The sequence below is a fragment of the Shouchella rhizosphaerae genome (assembly GCF_036700015.1).
In the GTDB taxonomy this organism is placed as follows: Bacteria; Bacillota; Bacilli; order Bacillales; family Bacillaceae_D; genus Shouchella; species Shouchella rhizosphaerae.
On sequence record NZ_CP144921.1, the window covers coordinates 2,005,895 to 2,029,014 of the forward strand.

29 protein-coding genes are annotated in these 23,120 nt (G+C 46.4%); all 29 read left to right on the forward strand.

The features are described from left to right. Window positions 1-39 precede the first annotated feature (39 nt). The 29 genes from rpoB to secY all read left to right on the forward strand — a co-directional run bounded on the left by rpoB (window position 40) and on the right by secY (window position 23,108). Window positions 40-3,582 carry a DNA-directed RNA polymerase subunit beta gene (gene rpoB / locus V5G21_RS10030; protein ID WP_011245006.1) on the forward strand — a complete coding sequence of 1,181 codons (3,543 nt, stop codon included), beginning with the start codon at window positions 40-42 and terminating at the stop codon, window positions 3,580-3,582. 342 nt (window positions 3,583-3,924) lie between these two features. Next, complete coding sequence (rpoC, locus tag V5G21_RS10035) at window positions 3,925-7,545, forward strand: DNA-directed RNA polymerase subunit beta' (RefSeq protein ID WP_011245007.1); 3,621 nt, start codon at window positions 3,925-3,927, stop codon at window positions 7,543-7,545. Between the two features lie 100 nt (window positions 7,546-7,645). Then, window positions 7,646-7,894, forward strand: coding sequence for a 50S ribosomal protein L7ae-like protein (locus V5G21_RS10040; RefSeq protein WP_011245008.1), 249 nt, complete (start codon window positions 7,646-7,648; stop codon window positions 7,892-7,894). Between the two features lie 99 nt (window positions 7,895-7,993). Further along, window positions 7,994-8,413 carry a 30S ribosomal protein S12 gene (rpsL, locus tag V5G21_RS10045; protein ID WP_338465497.1) on the forward strand — a complete coding sequence of 140 codons (420 nt, stop codon included), beginning with the start codon at window positions 7,994-7,996 and terminating at the stop codon, window positions 8,411-8,413. Window positions 8,414-8,456: 43 nt separating this feature from the next. Beyond that, a complete protein-coding gene (gene rpsG / locus V5G21_RS10050) occupies window positions 8,457-8,927 on the forward strand; it encodes a 30S ribosomal protein S7 (protein WP_011245010.1) in 471 nt (156 codons plus the stop codon). 38 nt (window positions 8,928-8,965) lie between these two features. Further along, complete coding sequence (fusA, locus tag V5G21_RS10055) at window positions 8,966-11,044, forward strand: elongation factor G (RefSeq protein WP_011245011.1); 2,079 nt, start codon at window positions 8,966-8,968, stop codon at window positions 11,042-11,044. Window positions 11,045-11,165: 121 nt separating this feature from the next. Next, a complete protein-coding gene (gene tuf, locus V5G21_RS10060; RefSeq protein WP_095327382.1) occupies window positions 11,166-12,356 on the forward strand; it encodes an elongation factor Tu in 1,191 nt (396 codons plus the stop codon). Window positions 12,357-12,646: 290 nt separating this feature from the next. Beyond that, complete coding sequence (gene rpsJ / locus V5G21_RS10065) at window positions 12,647-12,955, forward strand: 30S ribosomal protein S10 (RefSeq protein WP_011245013.1); 309 nt, start codon at window positions 12,647-12,649, stop codon at window positions 12,953-12,955. 37 nt (window positions 12,956-12,992) lie between these two features. Then, window positions 12,993-13,613: a 50S ribosomal protein L3 gene (gene rplC / locus V5G21_RS10070; RefSeq protein WP_011245014.1), complete on the forward strand. Its 621-nt coding sequence runs from the start codon at window positions 12,993-12,995 to the stop codon at window positions 13,611-13,613. 24 nt (window positions 13,614-13,637) lie between these two features. Then, on the forward strand, window positions 13,638-14,261 hold the full coding sequence (gene rplD, locus V5G21_RS10075) for a 50S ribosomal protein L4 (protein WP_011245015.1): 624 nt from the start codon (window positions 13,638-13,640) through the stop codon (window positions 14,259-14,261). Next, on the forward strand, window positions 14,261-14,548 hold the full coding sequence (gene rplW, locus V5G21_RS10080; RefSeq protein ID WP_011245016.1) for a 50S ribosomal protein L23: 288 nt from the start codon (window positions 14,261-14,263) through the stop codon (window positions 14,546-14,548). The genes rplD and rplW overlap by 1 nt, the downstream gene beginning before the upstream one ends. A gap of 28 nt (window positions 14,549-14,576) precedes the next feature. Beyond that, window positions 14,577-15,407 (forward strand): 50S ribosomal protein L2, encoded by an 831-nt coding sequence (rplB, locus tag V5G21_RS10085; RefSeq protein ID WP_094424298.1) that lies wholly within the window; start codon window positions 14,577-14,579, stop codon window positions 15,405-15,407. Between the two features lie 60 nt (window positions 15,408-15,467). Further along, a complete protein-coding gene (gene rpsS, locus V5G21_RS10090; protein WP_011245018.1) occupies window positions 15,468-15,743 on the forward strand; it encodes a 30S ribosomal protein S19 in 276 nt (91 codons plus the stop codon). A 23-nt stretch (window positions 15,744-15,766) separates the two neighbouring features. Further along, window positions 15,767-16,111, forward strand: coding sequence for a 50S ribosomal protein L22 (gene rplV, locus V5G21_RS10095; RefSeq protein WP_011245019.1), 345 nt, complete (start codon window positions 15,767-15,769; stop codon window positions 16,109-16,111). A 3-nt stretch (window positions 16,112-16,114) separates the two neighbouring features. Further along, complete coding sequence (gene rpsC / locus V5G21_RS10100) at window positions 16,115-16,777, forward strand: 30S ribosomal protein S3 (RefSeq protein ID WP_073305866.1); 663 nt, start codon at window positions 16,115-16,117, stop codon at window positions 16,775-16,777. Window positions 16,778-16,779: 2 nt separating this feature from the next. Continuing rightward, complete coding sequence (rplP, locus tag V5G21_RS10105) at window positions 16,780-17,217, forward strand: 50S ribosomal protein L16 (protein ID WP_011245021.1); 438 nt, start codon at window positions 16,780-16,782, stop codon at window positions 17,215-17,217. Beyond that, window positions 17,204-17,407 (forward strand): 50S ribosomal protein L29, encoded by a 204-nt coding sequence (gene rpmC / locus V5G21_RS10110; RefSeq protein ID WP_011245022.1) that lies wholly within the window; start codon window positions 17,204-17,206, stop codon window positions 17,405-17,407. The genes rplP and rpmC overlap by 14 nt, the downstream gene beginning before the upstream one ends. Window positions 17,408-17,422: 15 nt before the next feature. Further along, window positions 17,423-17,683 (forward strand): 30S ribosomal protein S17, encoded by a 261-nt coding sequence (gene rpsQ / locus V5G21_RS10115; RefSeq protein ID WP_011245023.1) that lies wholly within the window; start codon window positions 17,423-17,425, stop codon window positions 17,681-17,683. A 31-nt stretch (window positions 17,684-17,714) separates the two neighbouring features. After that, a complete protein-coding gene (rplN, locus tag V5G21_RS10120) occupies window positions 17,715-18,083 on the forward strand; it encodes a 50S ribosomal protein L14 (RefSeq protein WP_011245024.1) in 369 nt (122 codons plus the stop codon). A 40-nt stretch (window positions 18,084-18,123) separates the two neighbouring features. Beyond that, a complete protein-coding gene (gene rplX / locus V5G21_RS10125; RefSeq protein WP_011245025.1) occupies window positions 18,124-18,432 on the forward strand; it encodes a 50S ribosomal protein L24 in 309 nt (102 codons plus the stop codon). Window positions 18,433-18,459: 27 nt separating this feature from the next. Further along, window positions 18,460-18,999 (forward strand): 50S ribosomal protein L5, encoded by a 540-nt coding sequence (rplE, locus tag V5G21_RS10130; RefSeq protein ID WP_011245026.1) that lies wholly within the window; start codon window positions 18,460-18,462, stop codon window positions 18,997-18,999. Between the two features lie 24 nt (window positions 19,000-19,023). Beyond that, window positions 19,024-19,209 carry a type Z 30S ribosomal protein S14 gene (locus V5G21_RS10135; protein WP_011245027.1) on the forward strand — a complete coding sequence of 62 codons (186 nt, stop codon included), beginning with the start codon at window positions 19,024-19,026 and terminating at the stop codon, window positions 19,207-19,209. A 26-nt stretch (window positions 19,210-19,235) separates the two neighbouring features. Beyond that, window positions 19,236-19,634: a 30S ribosomal protein S8 gene (gene rpsH / locus V5G21_RS10140; RefSeq protein ID WP_011245028.1), complete on the forward strand. Its 399-nt coding sequence runs from the start codon at window positions 19,236-19,238 to the stop codon at window positions 19,632-19,634. Between the two features lie 30 nt (window positions 19,635-19,664). Continuing rightward, a complete protein-coding gene (gene rplF, locus V5G21_RS10145; RefSeq protein ID WP_011245029.1) occupies window positions 19,665-20,201 on the forward strand; it encodes a 50S ribosomal protein L6 in 537 nt (178 codons plus the stop codon). 30 nt (window positions 20,202-20,231) lie between these two features. Beyond that, window positions 20,232-20,594 (forward strand): 50S ribosomal protein L18, encoded by a 363-nt coding sequence (gene rplR / locus V5G21_RS10150; protein WP_011245030.1) that lies wholly within the window; start codon window positions 20,232-20,234, stop codon window positions 20,592-20,594. Between the two features lie 24 nt (window positions 20,595-20,618). Continuing rightward, window positions 20,619-21,119, forward strand: coding sequence for a 30S ribosomal protein S5 (rpsE, locus tag V5G21_RS10155; protein WP_011245031.1), 501 nt, complete (start codon window positions 20,619-20,621; stop codon window positions 21,117-21,119). A gap of 13 nt (window positions 21,120-21,132) precedes the next feature. Then, window positions 21,133-21,321, forward strand: coding sequence for a 50S ribosomal protein L30 (gene rpmD / locus V5G21_RS10160; protein ID WP_011245032.1), 189 nt, complete (start codon window positions 21,133-21,135; stop codon window positions 21,319-21,321). A 36-nt stretch (window positions 21,322-21,357) separates the two neighbouring features. After that, window positions 21,358-21,798: a 50S ribosomal protein L15 gene (gene rplO, locus V5G21_RS10165; protein ID WP_011245033.1), complete on the forward strand. Its 441-nt coding sequence runs from the start codon at window positions 21,358-21,360 to the stop codon at window positions 21,796-21,798. Then, window positions 21,798-23,108 carry a preprotein translocase subunit SecY gene (gene secY, locus V5G21_RS10170; protein WP_011245034.1) on the forward strand — a complete coding sequence of 437 codons (1,311 nt, stop codon included), beginning with the start codon at window positions 21,798-21,800 and terminating at the stop codon, window positions 23,106-23,108. Before rplO ends, secY begins: the two co-directional genes overlap by 1 nt. Window positions 23,109-23,120: the final 12 nt, after the last annotated feature.

A 23,120-nucleotide genomic window follows, 5' to 3' on the forward strand; every position in this document is an offset into this window, starting at 1 on the left:
TTTTAGATACTATAACGCGAGATTTAAGGGGTGAATCAGTTGACAGGTCAACTAATTCAGTATGGACGTCACCGCCAGCGGAGAAGCTATGCGCGAATTAATGAAGTGCTCGAACTGCCAAACTTGATTGAAATTCAAACAGCTTCTTATCAATGGTTTCTTGATGAGGGTTTGCGGGAGATGTTTCAAGACATTTCACCGATCCAAGACTTCACTGGCAATTTAGTGTTAGAGTTTATTGATTACAGTCTAGGAGAACCAAAGTATCCTGTTGATGAGTCAAAAGAGCGTGACGTGACCTTTGCCGCTCCTCTACGTGTCAAAGTTCGCCTTATTAATAAAGAGACAGGCGAAGTAAAAGAACAGGAAGTCTTTATGGGCGATTTCCCGTTGATGACAGAAACAGGGACATTTATCATCAATGGCGCTGAGCGCGTTATCGTTTCTCAGCTTGTTCGCTCACCGAGCGTTTACTATAGCCAAAAGCTCGACAAAAACGGAAAAAAAGGCTTTACTGCCACTGTCATTCCGAACCGCGGAGCGTGGCTTGAGCTTGAGACAGATGCAAAAGATATTGTTTATGTACGTATTGACCGTACTCGTAAAATTCCAGTTACAGTACTTTTGCGTGCTCTAGGCTTTGGGTCTGATCAAGAAATCGTTGACCTTTTAGGCGAAAACGAGTATTTGCGCAACACGCTAGAGAAAGACAATACGGATTCAACCGATAAAGCGCTGCTTGAAATCTATGAGCGTTTGCGCCCAGGCGAGCCGCCAACAGTAGAAAATGCGAAAAGCTTGCTTGAATCTCGCTTTTTCGATCCTAAGCGTTATGACCTCGCAAATGTCGGTCGTTATAAAATAAATAAAAAGCTTCATATCAAAAATCGGCTATTTAACCAACGTTTGGCGGAAAAGCTTGTTGATCCGGAGACAGGCGAAGTTCTAGCTGAAGAGGGAACACTGCTTGACCGGAGAACGTTGGATAAACTGATCCCGCATTTGGAGAAAAATGTTGGTTTCCGTACAGCTCGAACATCTGGCGGCGTTCTTGAGGAATCCGACGTCGAAATCCAATCGGTTAAAATTTATGTAGCAGATGACTATGAGGGCGAGCGCGTCATTTCCGTTATTAGCAACGGCATGGTTGAACGCGACGTAAAACATATTGCCCCTGCGGATATCATCGCTTCCATCAGCTATTTCTTCAACTTGCTGCATGGTGTCGGCGATACAGACGACATTGACCATTTGGGCAACCGCCGTCTCCGTTCGGTTGGGGAACTGCTGCAAAACCAATTCCGAATCGGCCTTTCTCGGATGGAACGCGTCGTGCGTGAACGGATGTCCATTCAAGACCCGAATGTGATTACGCCACAAGCGCTTATTAACATTCGCCCAGTCATCGCATCGATAAAAGAGTTCTTTGGTAGCTCGCAGCTTTCACAGTTCATGGACCAAACGAACCCACTTGCTGAACTGACGCATAAGCGCCGACTTTCTGCGCTAGGCCCAGGCGGTTTAACTCGTGAGCGTGCTGGAATGGAAGTACGTGACGTTCACTATTCCCATTACGGGCGGATGTGTCCGATTGAAACGCCGGAAGGCCCGAACATTGGCTTGATTAACACGCTGTCCTCTTACGCGAAAGTGAATGAGTTCGGTTTTATGGAAACACCATACCGCCGTGTTGACCCTGAAACAGGGAAAGTGACATCGCGAATCGACTATTTAACAGCCGATGAAGAGGACAATTATGTAGTTGCCCAAGCCAATGCGAAGCTGAATGATGACGGATCGTTTGTCGATGATAACATTATTGCCCGCTTCCGCGGTGAAAACACCGTCGTTCCTTGCGACCGTGTCGACTATATGGACGTTTCGCCTAAACAAGTTGTTTCTGCGGCGACGTCATGTATTCCGTTTTTGGAAAATGACGACTCGAACCGCGCACTAATGGGCGCAAACATGCAGCGCCAAGCCGTGCCTTTGCTCGTTCCAGAAGCGCCGCTTGTCGGAACAGGGATGGAGCACGTGTCTGCTAAAGATTCAGGGGCTGCCGTTGTCTCAAAATATGCCGGTATCGTTGAACGTGTTACTGCTAAAGAAATTTGGGTCCGCCGCATCGAAGAAGTAGATGGCAAAGAAACGAAAGGCGACCTTGATAAATACAAACTACAAAAATTTGTGCGCTCCAACCAGGGCACAAGTTATAATCAGCGCCCGATTGTACGCGAAGGCGATCGCATTGAAAAACGTGAAATCTTAGCAGATGGTCCTTCAATGGAGATGGGCGAAATGGCGCTTGGCCGCAACGTGCTTGTCGCCTTTATGACATGGGATGGCTACAACTACGAGGATGCGATCATTTTAAGTGAGCGCCTTGTCAAAGATGACGTTTATACGTCCATCCATATCGAGGAATATGAATCGGATGCCCGTGATACAAAACTCGGACCTGAAGAGATTACACGCGATATTCCGAACGTTGGTGAGGATGCATTACGCAACCTTGACGAGCGGGGAATTATTCGCATCGGGGCTGAAGTTAAAGATGGCGACATTCTTGTTGGTAAAGTAACGCCAAAAGGTGTAACAGAGCTGACGGCAGAAGAACGCCTCTTGCACGCGATTTTTGGAGAGAAAGCCCGTGAAGTGCGGGATACTTCATTGCGTGCACCGCATGGTGGAGACGGAATCGTTCTTGACGTGAAAATCTTTAACCGTGAAGACGGCGATGAACTTCCTCCAGGCGTCAACCAACTTGTCCGTGTCTACATCGTACAAAAGCGGAAAATTAACCAAGGCGATAAAATGGCTGGCCGTCACGGGAACAAAGGGGTTATTTCCCGAATCCTGCCAGAAGAAGATATGCCGTTTTTACCAGATGGAACGCCTGTTGACATTATGTTAAACCCACTTGGCGTACCTTCGCGGATGAATATCGGACAAGTGCTTGAACTTCATCTTGGTATGGCTGCCCGCAAACTAGGCATCCATGTGGCGTCTCCAGTATTTGACGGCGCTAGTGAAGAAGACGTTTGGGGCACATTGGAAGAAGCAGGCATGGCCCGAGACGGAAAAACGATTTTATATGATGGCCGTACTGGCGAACCGTTTGACAATCGTGTATCTGTTGGGATTATGTACATGATCAAGCTTGCCCACATGGTTGACGACAAGCTCCATGCCCGGTCAACAGGCCCGTACTCACTCGTTACGCAGCAGCCTCTTGGCGGTAAAGCTCAATTTGGTGGACAGCGTTTCGGGGAAATGGAAGTATGGGCACTGGAAGCATACGGTGCTGCTTACACGCTCCAAGAAATTCTCACTGTTAAATCAGATGACGTTGTTGGTCGTGTGAAAACGTACGAGGCAATTGTAAAAGGGGAAAACGTTCCTGAGCCAGGGGTGCCGGAATCGTTTAAAGTCCTCATTAAAGAATTGCAATCGTTGGGCATGGACGTGAAAATGCTCTCCAGCAACGAAGAAGAAATTGAAATGCGCGAGCTGGATGACGAAGAAGACCAAACGTCTGAAAAACTCAACCTCAACTTAGAGACGAACGAATCACAACTATAAAGGGCAGGTGAGATGCGAATCGAACGCTGTTCATGAGCAACAGTGCTTGCGCATGGAATGACCGTTCTAAAGCAGATGACCGAGGCGACGACGTATGCGAGCGTTTGTCTACAGTCTGAAACAGGCTGATAGAAAACGCTTGTCAGACGAGGAGTGCAGCCGAGGGAAGATGCGAATAGAACGTGTGTTCATGAGCATATGACCGAGACAAACGACGACGTATGCGAGCGTTTGTCTACAGTCTGAGGGGAGAAACATTCGTTTCTTCCCCTTTGCCCCTCAAGAATAATCCGCATTGAACAGTTACCCACATTGGGTGAAATCATAAGGGAGGTTGGCCCCTTGATCGATGTAAATAACTTTGAATACATGAAAATTGGTTTGGCATCACCAAATAAAATTCGCTCGTGGTCCCGTGGAGAAGTTAAAAAACCAGAAACAATCAACTACCGGACATTAAAGCCGGAAAAAGATGGTTTGTTCTGTGAGCGTATTTTTGGGCCGCAGAAAGACTGGGAATGCCATTGCGGAAAATATAAGCGTGTCCGTTACAAAGGGGTCGTTTGCGACCGCTGCGGCGTTGAAGTTACCCGTGCAAAAGTGCGCCGGGAACGGATGGGGCATATTGAGCTTGCCGCTCCTGTGTCGCATATTTGGTATTTTAAAGGAATTCCAAGTCGGATGGGCCTCGTGCTTGATATGTCGCCCCGTTCCCTTGAGGAAGTCATTTACTTCGCTTCTTATGTAGTGACTGAACCAGGCGATACACCACTAGAGAAAAAACAGCTTTTGTCAGAGAAAGAGTACCGTGCTTATTACGATAAATACGGCCGTACATTTACAGCTTCTATGGGTGCGGAAGCGATTCGCAAATTGCTTGCCGACATTGACTTACAAAAAGAAGTCAATGCCCTGAAAGAAGAGCTCGAAACTGCGCAAGGGCAACGGCGTACACGTGCGATTAAACGGCTAGAAGTGCTGGAAGCATTCCGCAATTCTGGTAACGAACCGTCATGGATGGTGCTTGATGTTCTTCCTGTCATTCCGCCAGAATTACGGCCAATGGTACAGCTAGACGGTGGCCGTTTTGCTACTTCTGATTTAAATGACTTGTACCGCCGCGTCATTAACCGCAATAACCGTTTGAAACGGTTGCTTGATTTAGGGGCGCCGAACATTATTGTGCAAAATGAGAAGCGGATGCTTCAAGAAGCGGTCGATGCCTTGATTGATAATGGCCGCCGCGGCCGCCCAGTTACTGGCCCAGGGAACCGTCCGTTAAAATCATTGTCCCATATGCTAAAAGGGAAACAAGGGCGTTTTCGCCAAAACTTGCTTGGAAAACGGGTTGACTACTCTGGCCGTTCGGTTATCGTAGTTGGTCCTAACTTGAAAATGTACCAATGCGGGCTTCCGAAAGAAATGGCGCTAGAATTATTTAAGCCTTTTGTGATGAAAGAGCTTGTTTCTAAAGGGCTTGCCCATAACATTAAGAGCGCTAAGCGGAAAGTCGAGCGTGTCCAGCCAGAAGTGTGGGATGTGCTTGAAGAAGTTATTCGCGAGCACCCTGTACTCCTGAACCGTGCACCGACATTGCACCGTCTTGGAATTCAAGCGTTTGAGCCTATCTTAGTAGAAGGCCGTGCAATTAAATTGCACCCGCTTGTCTGTACAGCATACAACGCCGACTTTGACGGCGACCAAATGGCTGTCCACGTGCCGTTGTCGGCAGAAGCGCAAGCGGAAGCACGCATTCTGATGCTTGCTGCACAAAACATCTTGAACCCTAAAGATGGCAAACCTGTTGTAACGCCTTCTCAAGATATGGTTTTAGGTAACTATTATTTGACCATGGAAAATGCAAATGCCCGTGGGGAAGGCTCTGTATTTAAAGATTCCAACGAGGCGTTGATCGCGTATCAAAACGGCTACGTCCACTTGCATACACGCATCGCTGTTCCAGTGGCATCGCTGAATAAACCGACGTTTGCTGATGAAGAGTCGAACATGTTGCTATTGACGACAGTTGGAAAACTTTTGTTTAACGAGATTATGCCTGACTCGTTCCCGTACATTAATGAGCCGACGGCGTCGAACTTGGAAGTGAAGACGCCAGAAAAATACTTGGTGCCAAGCAACACCAATGTAAAAGAACTCTTGAAAGAACGGGATCTCGTTCCGCCATTTAAGAAAGGGTTTCTTGGAAACATCATTTCGGAAGTCTTCAAGAAATTCAAGATTACGGAAACGTCTAAGATGCTTGACCGGATGAAAGACCTTGGCTTTAAGTATTCGACGAAAGCCGGTATCACGGTAGGCGTGTCAGACATTGTCGTCCTTTCCGAGAAGAAAGAAATTCTTGATGAAGCGGACAAAAAAGTAGAGCGCATTATGAAGCAATTTCGCCGTGGTTTGATCACGGAAGAAGAGCGCTACGACCGCGTTATCTCAATTTGGAGCGACGCCAAAGACTTAATCCAAAGCAAGCTTATGGGTACGCTTGATGCGCGCAACCCAATCTTCATGATGAGTGATTCAGGCGCTCGTGGTAACGCCTCAAACTTTACCCAGCTTGCTGGTATGCGTGGTTTGATGGCCAACCCATCTGGACGGATCATTGAACTTCCAATTAAATCGAGCTTCCGTGAAGGGCTGACAGTCCTTGAGTACTTTATTTCAACGCACGGCGCCCGGAAAGGTCTTGCCGATACAGCGCTCAAAACAGCTGACTCAGGTTACTTGACGCGCCGCCTTGTTGACGTAGCCCAAGATGTCATTGTTCGTGAAAATGACTGTGGCACAGACCGAGGTTTGGAAGTAACGGCGATCAAAGAAGGCACCGAAACGATTGAAGGCCTTTATGACCGTTTAGTCGGCCGTGTTGCTTTCAAAACGGTGCGTCATCCAGAAACGGATGAAGTCCTTGTCCGCCGTGGCGAGTTGATGAATGAGGATACAGCTAAACAAATTGTTGATGCTGGTGTGGAATCAGTAACAATCCGGTCTGTCTTCACTTGTAACACCCATCACGGCGTGTGTAAGGCTTGCTATGGTCGCAACCTTGCTACGGGCAGCGATGTAGAAGTTGGCGAAGCAGTTGGTATTATCGCTGCCCAGTCCATCGGTGAACCGGGAACGCAGCTAACAATGCGGACGTTCCATACAGGCGGTGTTGCTGGAGACGATATTACCCAAGGTCTTCCACGTATTCAAGAGCTGTTTGAAGCCCGTAATCCAAAAGGTCAGGCCGTTATTACCGAAATTGACGGCGATGTGGTTGATGTCAGAGACGGCGACAAACGTGAAGTTACTGTACAAAGTGAACTCGAGACGAAAAATTACTCGATTCCGTATGGCTCTCGTCTGAAAGTGGCAGTCGGGGACAAGGTTGTTGCTGGCCAAACGTTAACAGAAGGTTCGATTGATCCAAAAGAACTTCTGAAAGTAACGGGTATGGGTGGCGTACAAGAATACTTGCTCCGCGAAGTCCAAAAAGTATACCGTCTCCAAGGGGTAGAAATTGGCGATAAGCACGTTGAAGTAATGGTTCGGCAAATGCTTCGCAAAGTGCGTGTCGTTGATGCTGGAGATACAGGCATTCTTCCTGGCTCTCTCGTTGAAATTCAACGCTTTAACGAAGCAAACAAGAAAGTATTGTTAAGCAATATGCGTCCGGCTACCGGCCGCCCAGTGCTGTTAGGCATTACGAAAGCGTCACTTGAAACGGATTCCTTCTTGTCTGCTGCTTCCTTCCAAGAAACAACACGTGTCTTGACGGATGCCGCCATAAAAGGAAAACGCGACGAGTTGCTTGGCTTGAAAGAAAATGTCATCATCGGCAAACTCGTTCCTGCTGGAACAGGGCTGGCTCGCTATAAAACGCTCGGCATTCATTCCGCGCATGATGAAAGAGCGGAGAATGAAGAAGCGGGTACGCCAGAAGAAGTGCTTGTCCAAGATTAATTTTAGAATCGCCGCGATAGGCTGTTGACACAGCCTATCAGGCGGTGATAATATATCAAAGTGTGCCTGATGAGGCCTGTTGCTTTGGAGGATGAGAATGATGTCTTATGAAAAAGTGGAGCAGGCAAAAGATCCGATTATCGGTAAGAAACAGACACAAAAAGCTTTACACGCTCGTTTAGTCAGTGAATTGTACGTGGCAAAAGACGCTGACCCACGAGTTGTGGCAGACGTAGTGGAAGCCGCGAAAGATACAGATGTGACGGTCGTGTATGTCGACTCAATGAAACGGCTAGGAAAAGCTTGCGGAATTGATGTTGGCGCTGCTGCTGTAGCGTTAAGGAAGTAACGATATTGTTTGGCGCTTACGCCTTACAATATATTCTTTTGCCTAAACATGAACCACCTGGATCAGTGGTCTTAAAAATGTGGAAGGGAGGAACACAACATGCCTACTATTAACCAGTTAATCCGCAAAGGTCGGGTAGACAAATTGAAAAAGTCTGACTCGCCTGCTTTGAACAAAGGGTACAACAGTTTCAAGAAGTCACAAACGGATGTGTCTTCTCCGCAAAAACGCGGTGTTTGTACTCGTGTCGGCACAATGACGCCGAAGAAACCGAACTCGGCTCTTCGTAAATATGCGCGTGTGCGTTTGACAAACCAAATTGAGGTTACTGCATACATCCCAGGCATTGGCCATAACTTGCAAGAGCACAGTGTTGTGCTTATCCGCGGTGGCCGTGTAAAAGACTTGCCAGGGGTACGCTACCACATCGTGCGTGGCGCTCTTGACACTGCTGGTGTTCAAAACCGTATGCAAGGCCGTTCAAAATACGGTACAAAAAAGCCAAAAGATAAGAAATAACCTACGTTTTTAATGTAGATAAATGTTGAAAGGAGGGGGAAACATGCCTCGTAAAGGTCCAGTTGCACGTCGTGACGTATTGCCTGATCCAATATACAATTCTAAACTTGTTACCCGCCTCATTAACCGCATCATGGTTGACGGGAAGCGTGGAACAGCACAAACGATTCTTTATAATGCGTTTGAACTAGTAAAAGAGCGTAGCGGTAACGATCCAATGGAAGTATTCGATCAAGCGTTGAAAAACATTATGCCTGTCCTTGAAGTGAAAGCTCGCCGTGTCGGCGGTTCTAACTATCAAGTGCCAATCGAAGTAAAACCAGAGCGTCGTACGACTCTAGGTTTGCGTTGGTTGGTCAATTACGCGCGTCTTCGTGGCGAAAAGACAATGGAAGAGCGTCTCGCTAACGAAATTCTTGATGCAGCCAACAATGCTGGCGCAGCTGTCAAGAAGCGCGAAGACACGCACAAAATGGCAGAAGCGAACAAAGCGTTTGCTCATTACCGTTGGTAAGAATTTTATTCACTCGATAGAGAAAGGAGAACGAACCTATGGCAAGAGAATTCTCCTTAAAAGATACGCGTAATATCGGCATCATGGCTCACATTGATGCCGGTAAAACGACGACAACAGAACGTATTTTGTTCTACACAGGTCGTGTGCACAAGATTGGTGAAACACACGAAGGTGCCTCCCAAATGGACTGGATGGAGCAAGAGCAAGAACGTGGCATTACGATCACGTCTGCGGCTACAACAGCTCAGTGGAAAGGCCACCGTATCAACATTATTGATACACCTGGACACGTAGACTTTACGGTTGAAGTTGAACGTTCGTTACGTGTACTTGATGGAGCTGTTGCGGTACTTGACGCGCAATCAGGCGTTGAGCCGCAAACAGAGACAGTATGGCGTCAAGCGACGACATACGGGGTGCCGCGTATTGTATTCATCAACAAAATGGATAAAACCGGTGCCGATTTCATGTATTCTGTAAGTACTTTGCGTGACCGTTTGCAGGCCAATGCACATCCAATCCAGTTGCCGATTGGCGCTGAAGACGATTTTGTCGGCTTTGTCGATTTGATCGAAATGCAAGCGCATATTTCGAAAGACGACTTAGGCCAAGATTGGGAAGTTACTGAAGTTCCTGCTGACTATAAAGACGAAGCGGAAAGCCTTCGTGAATCGTTGGTTGAAGCAGTAGCAGAATTAGACGAAGACCTCATGATGAAGTATCTAGAAGGCGAAGAATTAACAAAAGACGAACTAAAAGCGGCTATCCGCAAAGGGACTTGTAATGTTGAGTTCTACCCAGTCGTTTGTGGTACTGCCTTTAAGAACAAAGGGGTTCAAGCGCTTCTTGACGCAGTGCTTGACTACTTGCCATCACCGCTTGACGTCGCAGCAATCCGCGGCCAAGTCCCTGGAACAGACGAAGAAGTAACGCGTGAGCCTGGTGACGACCAACCGTTTGCCGCATTGGCTTTTAAAGTAATGACGGATCCGTTTGTAGGGAAGCTTACATTCTTCCGTGTTTACTCAGGTACGCTTAACTCTGGTTCCTATGTTCGTAATGCAACGAAAGACAAGCGTGAGCGTATCGGACGTATCCTGCAAATGCACGCAAACTCCCGTGAGGAAATTTCAACTGTTTACTCCGGCGATATTGCAGCTGCTGTTGGTTTGAAAGATACAACAACTGGCGATACTCTATGCGACGAGAAAAATCTTGTTATTTTAGAGTCTATGGAATTTCCAGAGCCAGTTATCCATTTGTCTGTTGAGCCGAAATCAAAGGCCGACCAAGACAAAATGGGTATTGCGCTTGCAAAGCTTGCTGAAGAAGATCCGACTTTCAAAACATTTACGGACGAAGAGACGGGTGAAACGGTTATTGGTGGTATGGGTGAACTTCACCTTGACATTATCGTTGACCGTCTACGCCGCGAGTTTAAAGTCGAAGCGAACGTTGGCGCGCCGCAAGTTTCTTACCGTGAAACAATCCGTACTGCTGCACAAGTGGAAGGAAAATTCGTTCGCCAATCTGGTGGACGCGGTCAGTTCGGACACGTTTGGGTCGAGTTCTCGCCAAACGAAGAAGGCGCTGGCTTTGAATTTGAAAACGCGATTGTCGGAGGCGTTGTTCCTCGTGAATACATCCCATCCGTTCAAGCAGGTATTGAAGAAGCGTTGCAAAACGGTATGATTGCAGGCTATCCTGTCATCGACATTAAAGCAAAGCTTTATGACGGTTCATACCATGATGTCGACTCTTCTGAAATGGCCTTTAAGATCGCCGCTTCAATGGCGCTTAAAAACGCTAAGTCAAAATGTGACCCAGTTCTGCTTGAGCCGATTTCAAAAGTTGAAATTGTCGTCCCAGAAGAATACATGGGTGACATTATGGGTGACGTTACAGCACGCCGCGGCCGTGTCGAAGGCATGGAAGCACGTGGAAATGCGCAAGTTGTAAAAGCGTTTGTACCGCTTGCAGAAATGTTCGGTTATGCAACAAGCCTTCGTTCTCGTACGCAAGGACGTGGCACATACTCAATGGTTTTTGACCACTACGAAGAAGTGCCGAAGAGCATTGCCGAAGAAATTATCAAAAAACAAACGGGTGCTTAATTACTTCTCGTTGTTTTGCGACATTTTTTGTTGTAAGCTAGGGGAGGAATAGGCTGTCCATTCAGCCGTCCTTTCTTATTGACATAAAATCAAATCCGTATTTAAGGGAGGAAAATGACTCATGGCAAAAGAAAAATTCGACCGCTCCAAAACACATGCCAACATTGGTACAATTGGACACGTTGACCATGGTAAAACAACTCTAACAGCTGCAATTACAACTGTACTTGCAAAGCGTTCTGGTAAAGGCCAAGCAATGGCATATGACGCAATCGACGGTGCTCCAGAAGAGCGCGAGCGTGGTATCACCATTTCAACAGCACACGTTGAATATGAAACAGACGCTCGTCACTATGCACACGTTGACTGCCCAGGCCACGCTGACTATGTTAAAAACATGATCACTGGTGCTGCGCAAATGGACGGCGGTATCCTAGTTGTATCTGCTGCTGACGGCCCAATGCCACAAACTCGTGAGCACATCTTGCTTTCTCGTAACGTAGGTGTTCCTTACCTTGTTGTATTCCTAAACAAATGCGACATGGTAGATGACGAAGAACTTCTTGAGCTCGTTGAAATGGAAGTACGTGACCTTCTTTCTGAGTACGACTTCCCTGGCGACGATGTTCCTGTTATCCAAGGTTCTGCTCTTAAAGCTCTTCAAGGTGAAGCTGAGTGGGAAGAAAAAATCATCGAATTGATGAATGCAGTTGATGAGTACATCCCAACTCCAGAACGCGACAAAGACAAACCATTTATGATGCCAGTTGAGGACGTATTCTCTATCACTGGTCGTGGTACAGTTGCGACTGGCCGTGTAGAGCGTGGCCAATTGAATGTTGGCGACACGGTTGAAATTCTTGGTATCAACGAAGAGAAAAAATCTACAACTGTTACAGGTGTAGAAATGTTCCGTAAGCTTCTTGACTATGCAGAAGCTGGTGACAACATTGGTGCGCTTCTTCGTGGCGTTTCCCGTGAAGAAATCCAACGTGGCCAAGTGCTTGCAAAACCAGGCACAATCACGCCGCACACAAAGTTCACTGCTGAAGTGTATGTCCTTTCTAAAGACGAGGGTGGACGTCATACGCCATTCTTCTCTAACTATCGTCCACAATTCTATTTCCGTACAACGGACGTAACTGGCGTTGTACACCTTCCAGAAGGAACGGAAATGGTTATGCCTGGCGATAACACTGAAATGACAGTTGAACTCATTGCGCCTATCGCAATTGAAGAAGGTACACGCTTCTCTATCCGTGAAGGCGGACGTACTGTTGGTTCAGGCGTTGTTTCTACTATTACTGAATAAGCTGATGCTTATGCCAAAAAGAGGACGGTTATCGATCGTCCTCTTTTGTTTTATGTTTTTTTCTTGAATCCCTTGCGTTCATTGGCCTAAATCTATATAATAGTAGAAGTGTGCCCGATGGTTACGTTTCATGCCTAGGAGAAAGGTAGGAAACGGTTATTTTCGTGTTTGCACGTTGACAGCGATGATGCGGAAGGTTGCTGACACACCCGGCCCCTTTGCCATGGGAGGGTGAGGAAATTTCCGCGGAGTATGTCTATTTTAAAAATGGACGATAAAGGAGGGCTATCATGGCAAAACAAAAGATTCGTATTCGTTTAAAAGCGTATGATCACCGTGTGTTAGATCAATCAGCTGAGAAGATTGTAGAAACGGCAAAACGTTCAGGTGCGAGCGTTTCAGGTCCGATTCCACTTCCAACTGAAAAATCGGTCTACACGATTCTGCGTGCGGTTCATAAATACAAAGATTCCCGCGAGCAGTTTGAAATGCGTACGCACAAACGTCTAATTGACATCATTAATCCAACGCCGCAAACAGTCGATGCATTGATGCGTTTGGATTTACCATCTGGCGTTGATATTGAAATAAAACTGTAAGACTATATAAAACGAACAATAGTAGGAGGTGTAACGGATGACCAAAGGAATCTTAGGTAGAAAAATCGGTATGACTCAAGTGTTTGCAGAAAACGGAGAAGTCATTCCAGTAACAGTAATTGAAGCAGAACCAAATATTGTCCTTCAAAAGAAGACAGTGGAATCTGATGGCTACGAGGCGATTCAGATCGGTTTTGCTGATGCGAAAAAGCCGAACAAACCAGCTACTGGCCATGCCGCTAAAGCTGAAACGGCTCCTAAGCGCTTCATTAAGGAAATCCGTGGCGTTAATCTTGACGAAGTTGAAGTAGGTCAAGCGATTAACGTAACAACATTTGCAGCAGGAGATCTTGTTGACGTAACAGGAACATCTAAAGGGAAAGGGTTCCAGGGCGCGATCAAACGCCATAACCAATCCCGTGGACCAATGTCACACGGCTCTCGTTACCACCGTCGTCCAGGTTCAATGGGCCCTGTAGCGCCAAACCGTGTATTTAAAGGAAAAGCGCTTCCTGGCCGTATGGGCGGAGAACAAATTACAATGCAAAACCTTGAGATCGTTCGCGTTGACGAAGAGCGCAACTTGCTTCTCGTTAAAGGCAACGTACCAGGGGCTAAGAAAAGCTATGTAACTGTACAATCTGCAGTTAAGGCGTAACGCTTAAGAAAGGAGGCCATTCGAATGCCGAAAGTATCACTTTTTAACCAAACAGGTTCACAAGTAGGAGAGATCGAACTAGCGGACAACGTTTTTGGTGTTGAGCCAAATGAAAGTGTCTTACATGACGCGGTTGTTATGCAACAAGCATCTCTTCGTCAAGGTACACACAAAACAAAAGGCCGTTCAGAAGTTCGCGGCGGCGGAAGAAAGCCATGGCGTCAAAAAGGAACTGGGCGTGCTCGTCAAGGTTCCATTCGCAGCCCACAATGGGTTGGCGGTGGCGTAGTATTTGGCCCAACACCGCGCAGCTATAGCTATAAACTGCCGAAGAAAGTTCGTCGTCTTGCTATTAAATCAGCGCTTTCATCTAAAGTGAAAGACTCAGAGTTGGTTGTACTAGATGACTTGAAATTAGAAGCAATCAAAACGAAAGCTATGAAGGACGTGCTTGCAAGCCTTTCTGTAGATTCAAAAGCACTCGTTGTAACAGCTGACTACAACGAAAATGTTGCTTTGTCTGCACGGAACTTGCCAGGGATCACGTTCCTTACAGCCGACGGCGTGAACGTACTTGACTTGCTTAAACATGACAAGCTTGTCATCACTAAAGACGCAGTCGAAAAGGTAGAGGAGGTGCTTGCGTAATGTCAAACGCACGTGATATCATTAAGCGCCCTGTCATTACTGAACGTTCTACTGAACTGATGGAAGACAAAAAATACACGTTTGAAGTTGACGTCCGCGCCAACAAAACGCAAATCAAAGATGCTATTGAAGAAATCTTTGAAGTGAAAGTGACAAACGTTAACACAGTAAATTATAAAGGGAAAGCGAAGCGTTTCGGACGCTACACGGGCTTTACCCCTAAACGCAAAAAAGCAATTGTTCAGCTTTCTGCTGACAGTAAAGAACTAGACTTCTTTGAAGTGTAAGTAACAAGAGAAGGAGGGAATCACAAAAATGGCAATTAAAAAGTATAAACCGACCAGTGCCGGCCGTCGTAATATGAGCGTATCTGACTTTGCGGAAATTACGACTGACAAGCCGGAAAAGTCGTTGCTTGCTCCTTTGCATAAAAAAGGCGGACGCAACAACCAAGGTCGTTTAACTGTACGTCACCAAGGTGGCGGCCATAAACGTCAATATCGCATTATCGACTTTAAACGCAACAAAGATGGAATTCCGGGCCGCGTTGCCACGATCGAATACGATCCAAACCGTTCCGCGAATATCGCTTTAATCAACTATGCCGATGGCGAGAAGCGTTACATTCTAGCGCCTAAAGGCCTAACAGTTGGCACTGTTATCGTGTCCGGTCCTGATGCCGACATTAAAACAGGTAACGCATTGCCGTTAGCGAATATTCCAGTAGGTACAGTGATCCACAATATCGAGCTTCGTCCAGGAAAAGGCGGCCAGCTAGTCCGTTCAGCAGGCACAGAAGCCCAGCTTCTTGGTAAAGAAGGCGATTATGCCCTTGTTCGTTTGAACTCAGGGGAAACACGCTACATTTTATCTACTTGCCGCGCTACAATTGGCCAAGTCGGGAATGTTGAGCATGAACTGATTAACATCGGTAAAGCTGGACGTTCGCGTTGGAAAGGCATCCGCCCAACTGTTCGTGGTTCTGTTATGAACCCTAACGATCACCCGCATGGCGGTGGTGAAGGAAAAGCGCCAATTGGCCGTCCGTCACCAATGTCACCATGGGGCAAACCAACGCTTGGTTACAAAACACGTAAGAAAAACAAACACTCCGACAAGTACATTGTTCGCCGTCGTAAAAAATAACGTGGTTTGCCTGCGGTTCTCACGCAGAACCGTGGACGAATCCCGAAAGGAGGAACATACATGGGCCGTAGTTTGAAAAAAGGACCTTTCGTTGATGGTCATCTCATGAAAAAAGTAGAAGCATTAAACGCAACAAACGACAAGAAAGTCGTGAAGACTTGGTCTCGTCGTTCAACGATTTTCCCTGATTTTATCGGCCACACGTTTGCTGTCTATGATGGCCGCAAGCATGTACCGGTTTACGTTTCTGAAGATATGGTTGGTCACAAACTTGGCGAATTTGCCCCTACTCGTACGTACAAAGGGCATGCCGCTGATAAGAAAACAAGACGCTAAGTAAGGAAGGAGGACCTTTTCTCATGGAACAAGCTAAAGCTGTTGCGAAGCAAGTCCGCATAGCGCCTCGCAAAGTCCGTCTTGTGATCGATCTTATTCGTGGTAAGCAAGTCGGTGAAGCCATCGCTATTTTAAAACACACGCCTAAAGCTGCTTCTCCAGTAGTTGAAAAGCTGTTAAATTCGGCAATTGCGAACGCTGAGCACAACTATGAAATGGAGCCAAACAATCTCGTAATATCTGAAGCGTACGTGAACGAAGGCGTAACGCTGAAACGTTTCCGCCCTCGCGCACAAGGCCGCGCTAGCCGGATCAATAAACGCACAAGCCATATTACATTGGTTGTAACAGAAAAGAAGGAGGGATAACATATGGGTCAAAAAGTAAATCCAGTCGGTCTGCGCGTCGGCGTCATCCGTGATTGGGATTCTAAATGGTATGCTGGCAAGAAAGACTACGCAGACTTGCTTCACGAAGACATCGCGATTCGCGAGCATGTAGAAGGCCGTCTGAAAGATGCCTCTGTCTCTAAAGTTGAAATTGAGCGTGCTGCGAACCGTGTGAACATCACAATTTCTACTGCCAAGCCAGGTATGGTGATCGGAAAAGGCGGTACAGAAGTTGAAGCGCTTCGTAAATCTCTTAATGAGCTAACAGGAAAACGCGTGCACATTAACATTTCAGAAATCAAGCAAGCAGACCTTGATGCAAAGCTTGTTGCTGAAAACATTGCTCGTCAACTTGAAAACCGTATTTCATTCCGTCGTGCAATGAAACAAGCAATTCAACGCACTATGCGCGCTGGTGCAAAAGGAATTAAAACACAAGTGTCAGGCCGCCTTGGCGGAGCAGACATTGCTCGTGCAGAGCACTATAGCGAAGGAACTGTTCCACTTCACACGCTTCGTGCTGATATTGACTATGGTACAGCTGAAGCTGATACAACATACGGTAAAATCGGCGTAAAAATCTGGGTTTATCGTGGTGAAGTCCTTCCAACGAAAGGAACGAACAAAGAGGAAGGAGGCAACTAATCATGTTAATGCCTAAACGTGTAAAATACCGCCGCGAACACCGCGGAAAAATGCGCGGACGTGCAAAAGGCGGTACAGAAGTCCACTTTGGCGAGTTTGGCTTGCAAGCTCTTGAAGCTTCATGGATTACAAACCGTCAAATTGAGGCAGCTCGTATTGCGATGACTCGTTACATGAAACGTGGCGGTAAAGTATGGATTAAAATTTTCCCTTCAAAGCCATACACAGCAAAGCCACTTGAAGTTCGTATGGGTTCTGGTAAAGGGGCACCTGAGGGATGGGTTGCCGTTGTGAAACCAGGTAAGATTATGTTCGAAATTTCCGGTGTATCTGAAGAAGTTGCCCGCGAAGCATTACGTCTTGCCTCTCACAAATTACCGATTAAATGTAAGTTTGTAAAACGCGAAGAAGTGGGTGGTGACTCAAATGAAAGCAACTGATCTCCGCGATTTAACCACTGCTGAAATTGAACAAAAGACACAATCTCTTAAAGAAGAGTTATTCAATCTACGCTTTCAACTCGCAACTGGACAACTTGACAACCCAGTTCGTATCCGTGAAGTCCGTAAAAGCATCGCTCGTGCTAAAACGGTCTTGCGCGAACGTGAGCTCGGAATTAACAACGGCTAAAGGAGGGTTTGCTGCATGGACCGCAACCAGCGTAAAGTTTACCAAGGGCGTGTCGTTTCTGATAAAATGGATAAAACCATCACTGTACTCGTTGAAACGTATAAAAAAGACCGCCTTTACGGAAAACGCGTAAAATACTCAAAGAAATTTAAAGCGCATGATGAACAAAACACTGCAAAAGTAGGCGACATTGTCCGCATTATGGAAACACGCCCGCTTTCAAAAGATAAACGTTTCCGTTTAGTAGAGATCGTCGAAGAAGCGATCATCATTTGACAATGCGTCCGTTGAAGGGAGGTAAAACTGAATGATCCAACAAGAAAGCCGCTTAAAAGTCGCCGACAACTCTGGGGCCCGTGAAGTGCTCTGCATTAAAGTGCTAGGTGGCTCTGGGCGTAAGATAGCGAACATTGGCGATGTCATTGTTTGTTCGGTAAAAGAAGCAACACCAGGGGGCGTTGTCAAGAAAGGCGACGTTGTAAAAGCTGTAATCGTTCGTTCAAAAAGTGGTGTACGCCGCAATGATGGTTCTTACATCAAGTTTGACGAAAACGCAGCAGTCATTGTCCGTGACGACAAAAGCCCGCGCGGAACTCGTATCTTTGGACCAGTTGCACGTGAACTTCGTGACAACCAGTTCATGAAAATCGTTTCTCTTGCTCCAGAAGTTCTTTAAGCAGAGAATTGATGAACTAAGCTGAAGGAGGTGCCATTGTATGCATGTCAAAAAAGGCGACAAAGTCGTTGTCATTACAGGCAAAGACAAAGGGAAGCAAGGGACGGTACTAGAAGCTTACCCGAAAAAAAGCCGTGTGCTCGTTGAAGGTGTAAACATGGTGAAAAAACACGCCAAGCCGTCGCAAGACAACCCACAAGGCGGAATTCTAAACCAAGAAGCACCGATCCACTCTTCCAATGTCATGCTTGTTGATCCAAAGACAGGTGAACGCACTCGAGTGGGCTACAAAGAAGAAAACGGCAAAAAAGTACGCGTTGCAAAAAAATCTGGCGAAATCATCAAGTAGTCAGTGTGTGAAAGGAGGACCATTTCAATGAATCGTTTAAAAGAGAAATACCAAAACGAAATCGTTTCTTCTCTAACAGAGAAGTTTAATTACCCATCTGTAATGGCTGTGCCAAAGATTGAAAAAATTGTTGTCAACATGGGCATTGGCGATGCCGTTCAAAATGCGAAAGTGCTCGACAAAGCCGTTGAAGAACTGCAAGCGATCACTGGTCAAAAGCCTGTCATTACAAAAGCAAAAAAATCGATTGCGGGCTTTAAACTCCGTGAAGGTATGCCAATCGGTGCAAAAGTAACATTGCGTGGCGAGCGCATGTATGACTTCTTGGATAAATTAGTATCTGTTTCATTGCCACGTGTTCGCGACTTCCGCGGTGTATCCAAAAAAGCGTTTGATGGTCGCGGAAATTACACGCTCGGCGTGAGAGAGCAACTTATTTTCCCTGAGATTGATTACGATAAAGTCGATAAAGTCCGCGGGATGGACATTGTCATCGTCACAACTGCGAAAACAGACGAAGAAGCGCGTGAATTACTTACTCAAGTAGGCATGCCGTTCCAAAAATAATCTCTAAGAAGAGGAGGGAACACGTTGGCAAAAAAATCAATGATCGCAAAGCAAAAACGCACACCGAAGTATAATGTTCAAGCTTATACTCGTTGTGAGCGTTGCGGCCGTCCTCACTCAGTGCTGCGCAAATTCAAACTTTGCCGTATTTGCTTCAGAGAACTTGCTTACAAAGGGCAAATTCCTGGCGTGAAAAAAGCAAGCTGGTAAAAACGATTGGAAGGAGGTAATTATCAATGGTCATGACTGATCCAATTGCAGATATGCTGACACGTATTCGTAATGCGAACCTTGTACGCCATGAAAAACTAGAACTGCCGGCCTCTATGCTTAAAAAAGAGATTGCCGATATTCTTAAGCGCGAGGGCTTCATCCGCGATTACGAATTCATCGAAGACAATAAACAAGGTGTAATCCGTATCTTCCTTAAATACGGCCCATCTAACGAACGTGTAATTACTGGGTTGAAGCGTATTTCAAAACCTGGATTGCGCGTATACGCAAAATCAACTGAACTTCCACGTGTTCTTGGTGGCTTAGGCATAGCGCTTGTTTCAACTTCAAAAGGCGTTTTGACCGACAAAGAAGCACGTCAACAACAAGTCGGCGGAGAAGTGCTCGCTTACGTTTGGTAAGTAGCTTTAAATGAATGGAGGTGGACATAAATGTCTCGCGTAGGTAAAAAACCTGTCATTATTCCTGATGGCGTCACAGTTACATTCGACGGAAACCTTTGCACTGTCAAAGGTCCAAAAGGTGAATTAAGCCGTGAGCTTCACCCGGATATTAAGATTACTGTTGAGGGCAACGAAATTACATTTGAACGCCCATCTGACCATAAAGAGCACCGTGCTCTTCACGGAACGATGCGTGCGCTTGTAAACAACATGGTTGAAGGTGTAACAAAAGGATTTGAACGCGCGCTAGAACTGAACGGTGTCGGTTACCGTGCTTCCAAATCTGGCAACAAGCTTGTGCTTAACGTTGGTTACTCTCACCCAGTTGAAATCACTCCTGAAGAAGGCCTTGAAATCGAAGTTCCTTCCAATACGAAAGTGGTTGTAAAAGGAATCAACAAAGAACGAGTTGGGGCGCTTGCATCAAACATTCGCGCTGTGCGTCTGCCTGAACCTTACAAAGGCAAAGGAATTCGTTATGAAGGCGAATATGTGCGTCGCAAAGAAGGCAAAACTGGTAAATAATTAGTTTCGTATAGAAAGGAATGACGTCTCATGATTACGAAGCCTAACAAAAATGCAGGCCGTAAGAAAAGACACGCTCACGTACGCCGCACACTAAGCGGTACGCCGCAGCGTCCACGTTTGAACGTATTCCGTTCTTCTAAGCACATTTACGCTCAGCTTATTGATGATGTGAATGGCGTAACTCTTGCACAAGCTTCTACGCTTGACAAAGAGTTGGGGCTTGAGAACGGCGGCAATAAAGAAGCTGCGCGTAAAGTCGGCGAACTTGTAGGAAAACGTGCGGTTGATGCGGGATTCGAATCAGTGGTCTTTGATCGTGGAGGCTACTTATATCACGGCCGTATTGCTGAGCTGGCTGATGGTGCTCGCGAAGCTGGCCTTAAATTCTAATTACGAAGGAGGGAAACATCGTATATGCGTTCTATCGATCCAAACACATTGGAACTTGAAGAAAAAGTTGTCACAATCAACCGTGTTGCAAAAGTGGTTAAAGGTGGACGCCGTTTTCGTTTTGCCGCGCTTGTTGTCGTAGGCGACAAAAACGGACACGTCGGTTTTGGAATGGGGAAAGCACAAGAAGTGCCTGAAGCCATTCGTAAAGCTGTAGAAGATGCAAAGAAAAACTTAATTGAAGTGCCGATCGTTAATACAACGATTCCACACCAAATTGTTGGGCGTTTTGGTGCGGGTCGCGTATTTTTGAAGCCAGCCTCTGAAGGTACTGGCGTTATCGCTGGCGGTCCTGTACGTGCTGTGCTTGAACTCGCTGGCATCGGTGACGTCCTTTCCAAATCTCTTGGCTCAAGCAACCCGATCAACATGGTTCGCGCTACTATAACTGGCCTAACAAACTTGAAGCGTGCTGAAGAAGTAGCGAAACTACGTGGCAAATCCGTAGAAGAACTGTTAGGTTAAGGGAGGGATTACGATGGCGAAGAAATTAGAAATCACCCTTACACGTAGCTTGATTGGCCGCCCAAGCGATCAACGCGTGACAGTAAATACGCTTGGTTTGCGTAAATTGCACCAAACGGTCGTACAAGAAGATAATGCAGCGATCCGCGGAATGGTAAACAAAGTTAAACATTTGATTACTGTTAATGAGATCGACGCGTAAATAGATCATTTTTCATAACGAGGAGGTGTAGGAAGCATGAAACTTCACGAACTACAACCAGCAGAAGGTTCACGCAAAGTCCGCAATCGTGTAGGTCGCGGTATCGGGTCTGGCAACGGAAAAACGGCAGGCAAAGGCCACAAAGGGCAAAAAGCCCGTTCAGGCGGCGGCGTTCGTCCTGGATTTGAAGGTGGGCAAAACCCACTTTATCGCCGTTTGCCAAAACGTGGATTCACGAACATTCACCGTAAAGAGTATACAGTTGTGAACCTAGACGTGCTGAATCGTTTTGAAGCTGGCACAGAAGTGACTCCAGAACTTCTTATTGAAACGAAAACGGTAAAAAATGTTAAGCACGGCATTAAAGTGCTGGGCAATGGCAACCTAGACAAAAACTTGACTGTAAAAGCTCATAAGTTCTCTGCATCTGCAGTAAAAGCAATTGAGGCTGCTGGCGGAAAAACCGAGGTGGTTTAATGTTTAAGGCGATCTCCAACATCTTCCGTGTGAGAGATTTACGTCGAAAAATCATCTTTACGCTTTTGATGCTTATTGTTTTTCGAATCGGCGCATTCATACCCGTGCCAGGCACGAACAGTGATGCGCTTGAGATGCTTTTTGGCGGCGCTAATGCTTTCGGGTTTCTCGACACCTTTGGCGGCGGCGCACTAAGCAACTTCTCGATTTTTGCAATGGGGATCATGCCTTACATCACAGCCTCGATCGTTGTTCAGCTTCTTCAACTTGATGTAGTGCCGAAGTTTGCAGAATGGGCGAAACAGGGTGAGGCTGGTCGGAAAAAGCTAACGCAAGTAACTCGATATGGCACGATTGTATTAGGGTTTGTCCAAGCAATCGCCATGTCAGTCGGTTTTAATTCAATGTATCAAGGAGCAGGCCCTGGCTTAATTGAAAATCCATCTGTGATGACGTATGTCTATATCGCCATCGTCCTTACAGCAGGTACAGCATTTTTAATGTGGCTAGGGGAGCAGATTACGGCTCATGGTGTAGGGAATGGAATCTCGCTCATTATCTTTGCAGGTATTGCAGCCGGCATTCCGAACATGCTGAATGCTTTATATACATCTGAAATTGAAGGCGCAGGCGACCAGTTATTTTTGAGCATCGCCACCGTTGCATTGCTCGCTTTAATCGTATTACTGATTATCATTGGCGTCATTTACGTGCACCAAGCCTTGCGGAAAATACCTGTCCAATATGCGAAGCGCGTTGTCAATCGCAGCCAAGTAGGCGGACAGTCAACGCATTTGCCGATTAAAGTGAACGCTTCAGGGGTTATTCCGGTCATCTTTGCCTCAGCATTGTTTTATTTTCCATCAACCATTGCTTCATTTGTTGGGCCAGAGGACAAGGCATGGGCAAGGTGGATTGTCGAACATTTCGTGCCGAGTTCATGGATCGGAGGCAGCCTTTTTGTTGTCCTGATTATCGCGTTTACGTATTTTTACACTTTTGTACAGGTTAACCCGGAAAAAATGGCCGATAATTTGAAACGGCAAGGCGGGTATATCCCTGGCATTCGTCCTGGTCAAGCAACGCAGTCTTTTATCACGAAAATTTTATATCGGCTTACGTTCGTTGGTGCGCTATTCCTTGCGACCATCGCAACGATACCGGTTGTGTTTATTGCGCTACTTGACTTGCCGCAGCAAGTGCAAATTGGCGGCACGGGCTTGTTAATCATCGTTGGCGTTGCGCTAGATACGATGAAACAAATCGAAGGGCAGCTCATTAAACGTTCGTATAAAGGCTTCATTAACTAAAAAGAAGGACGG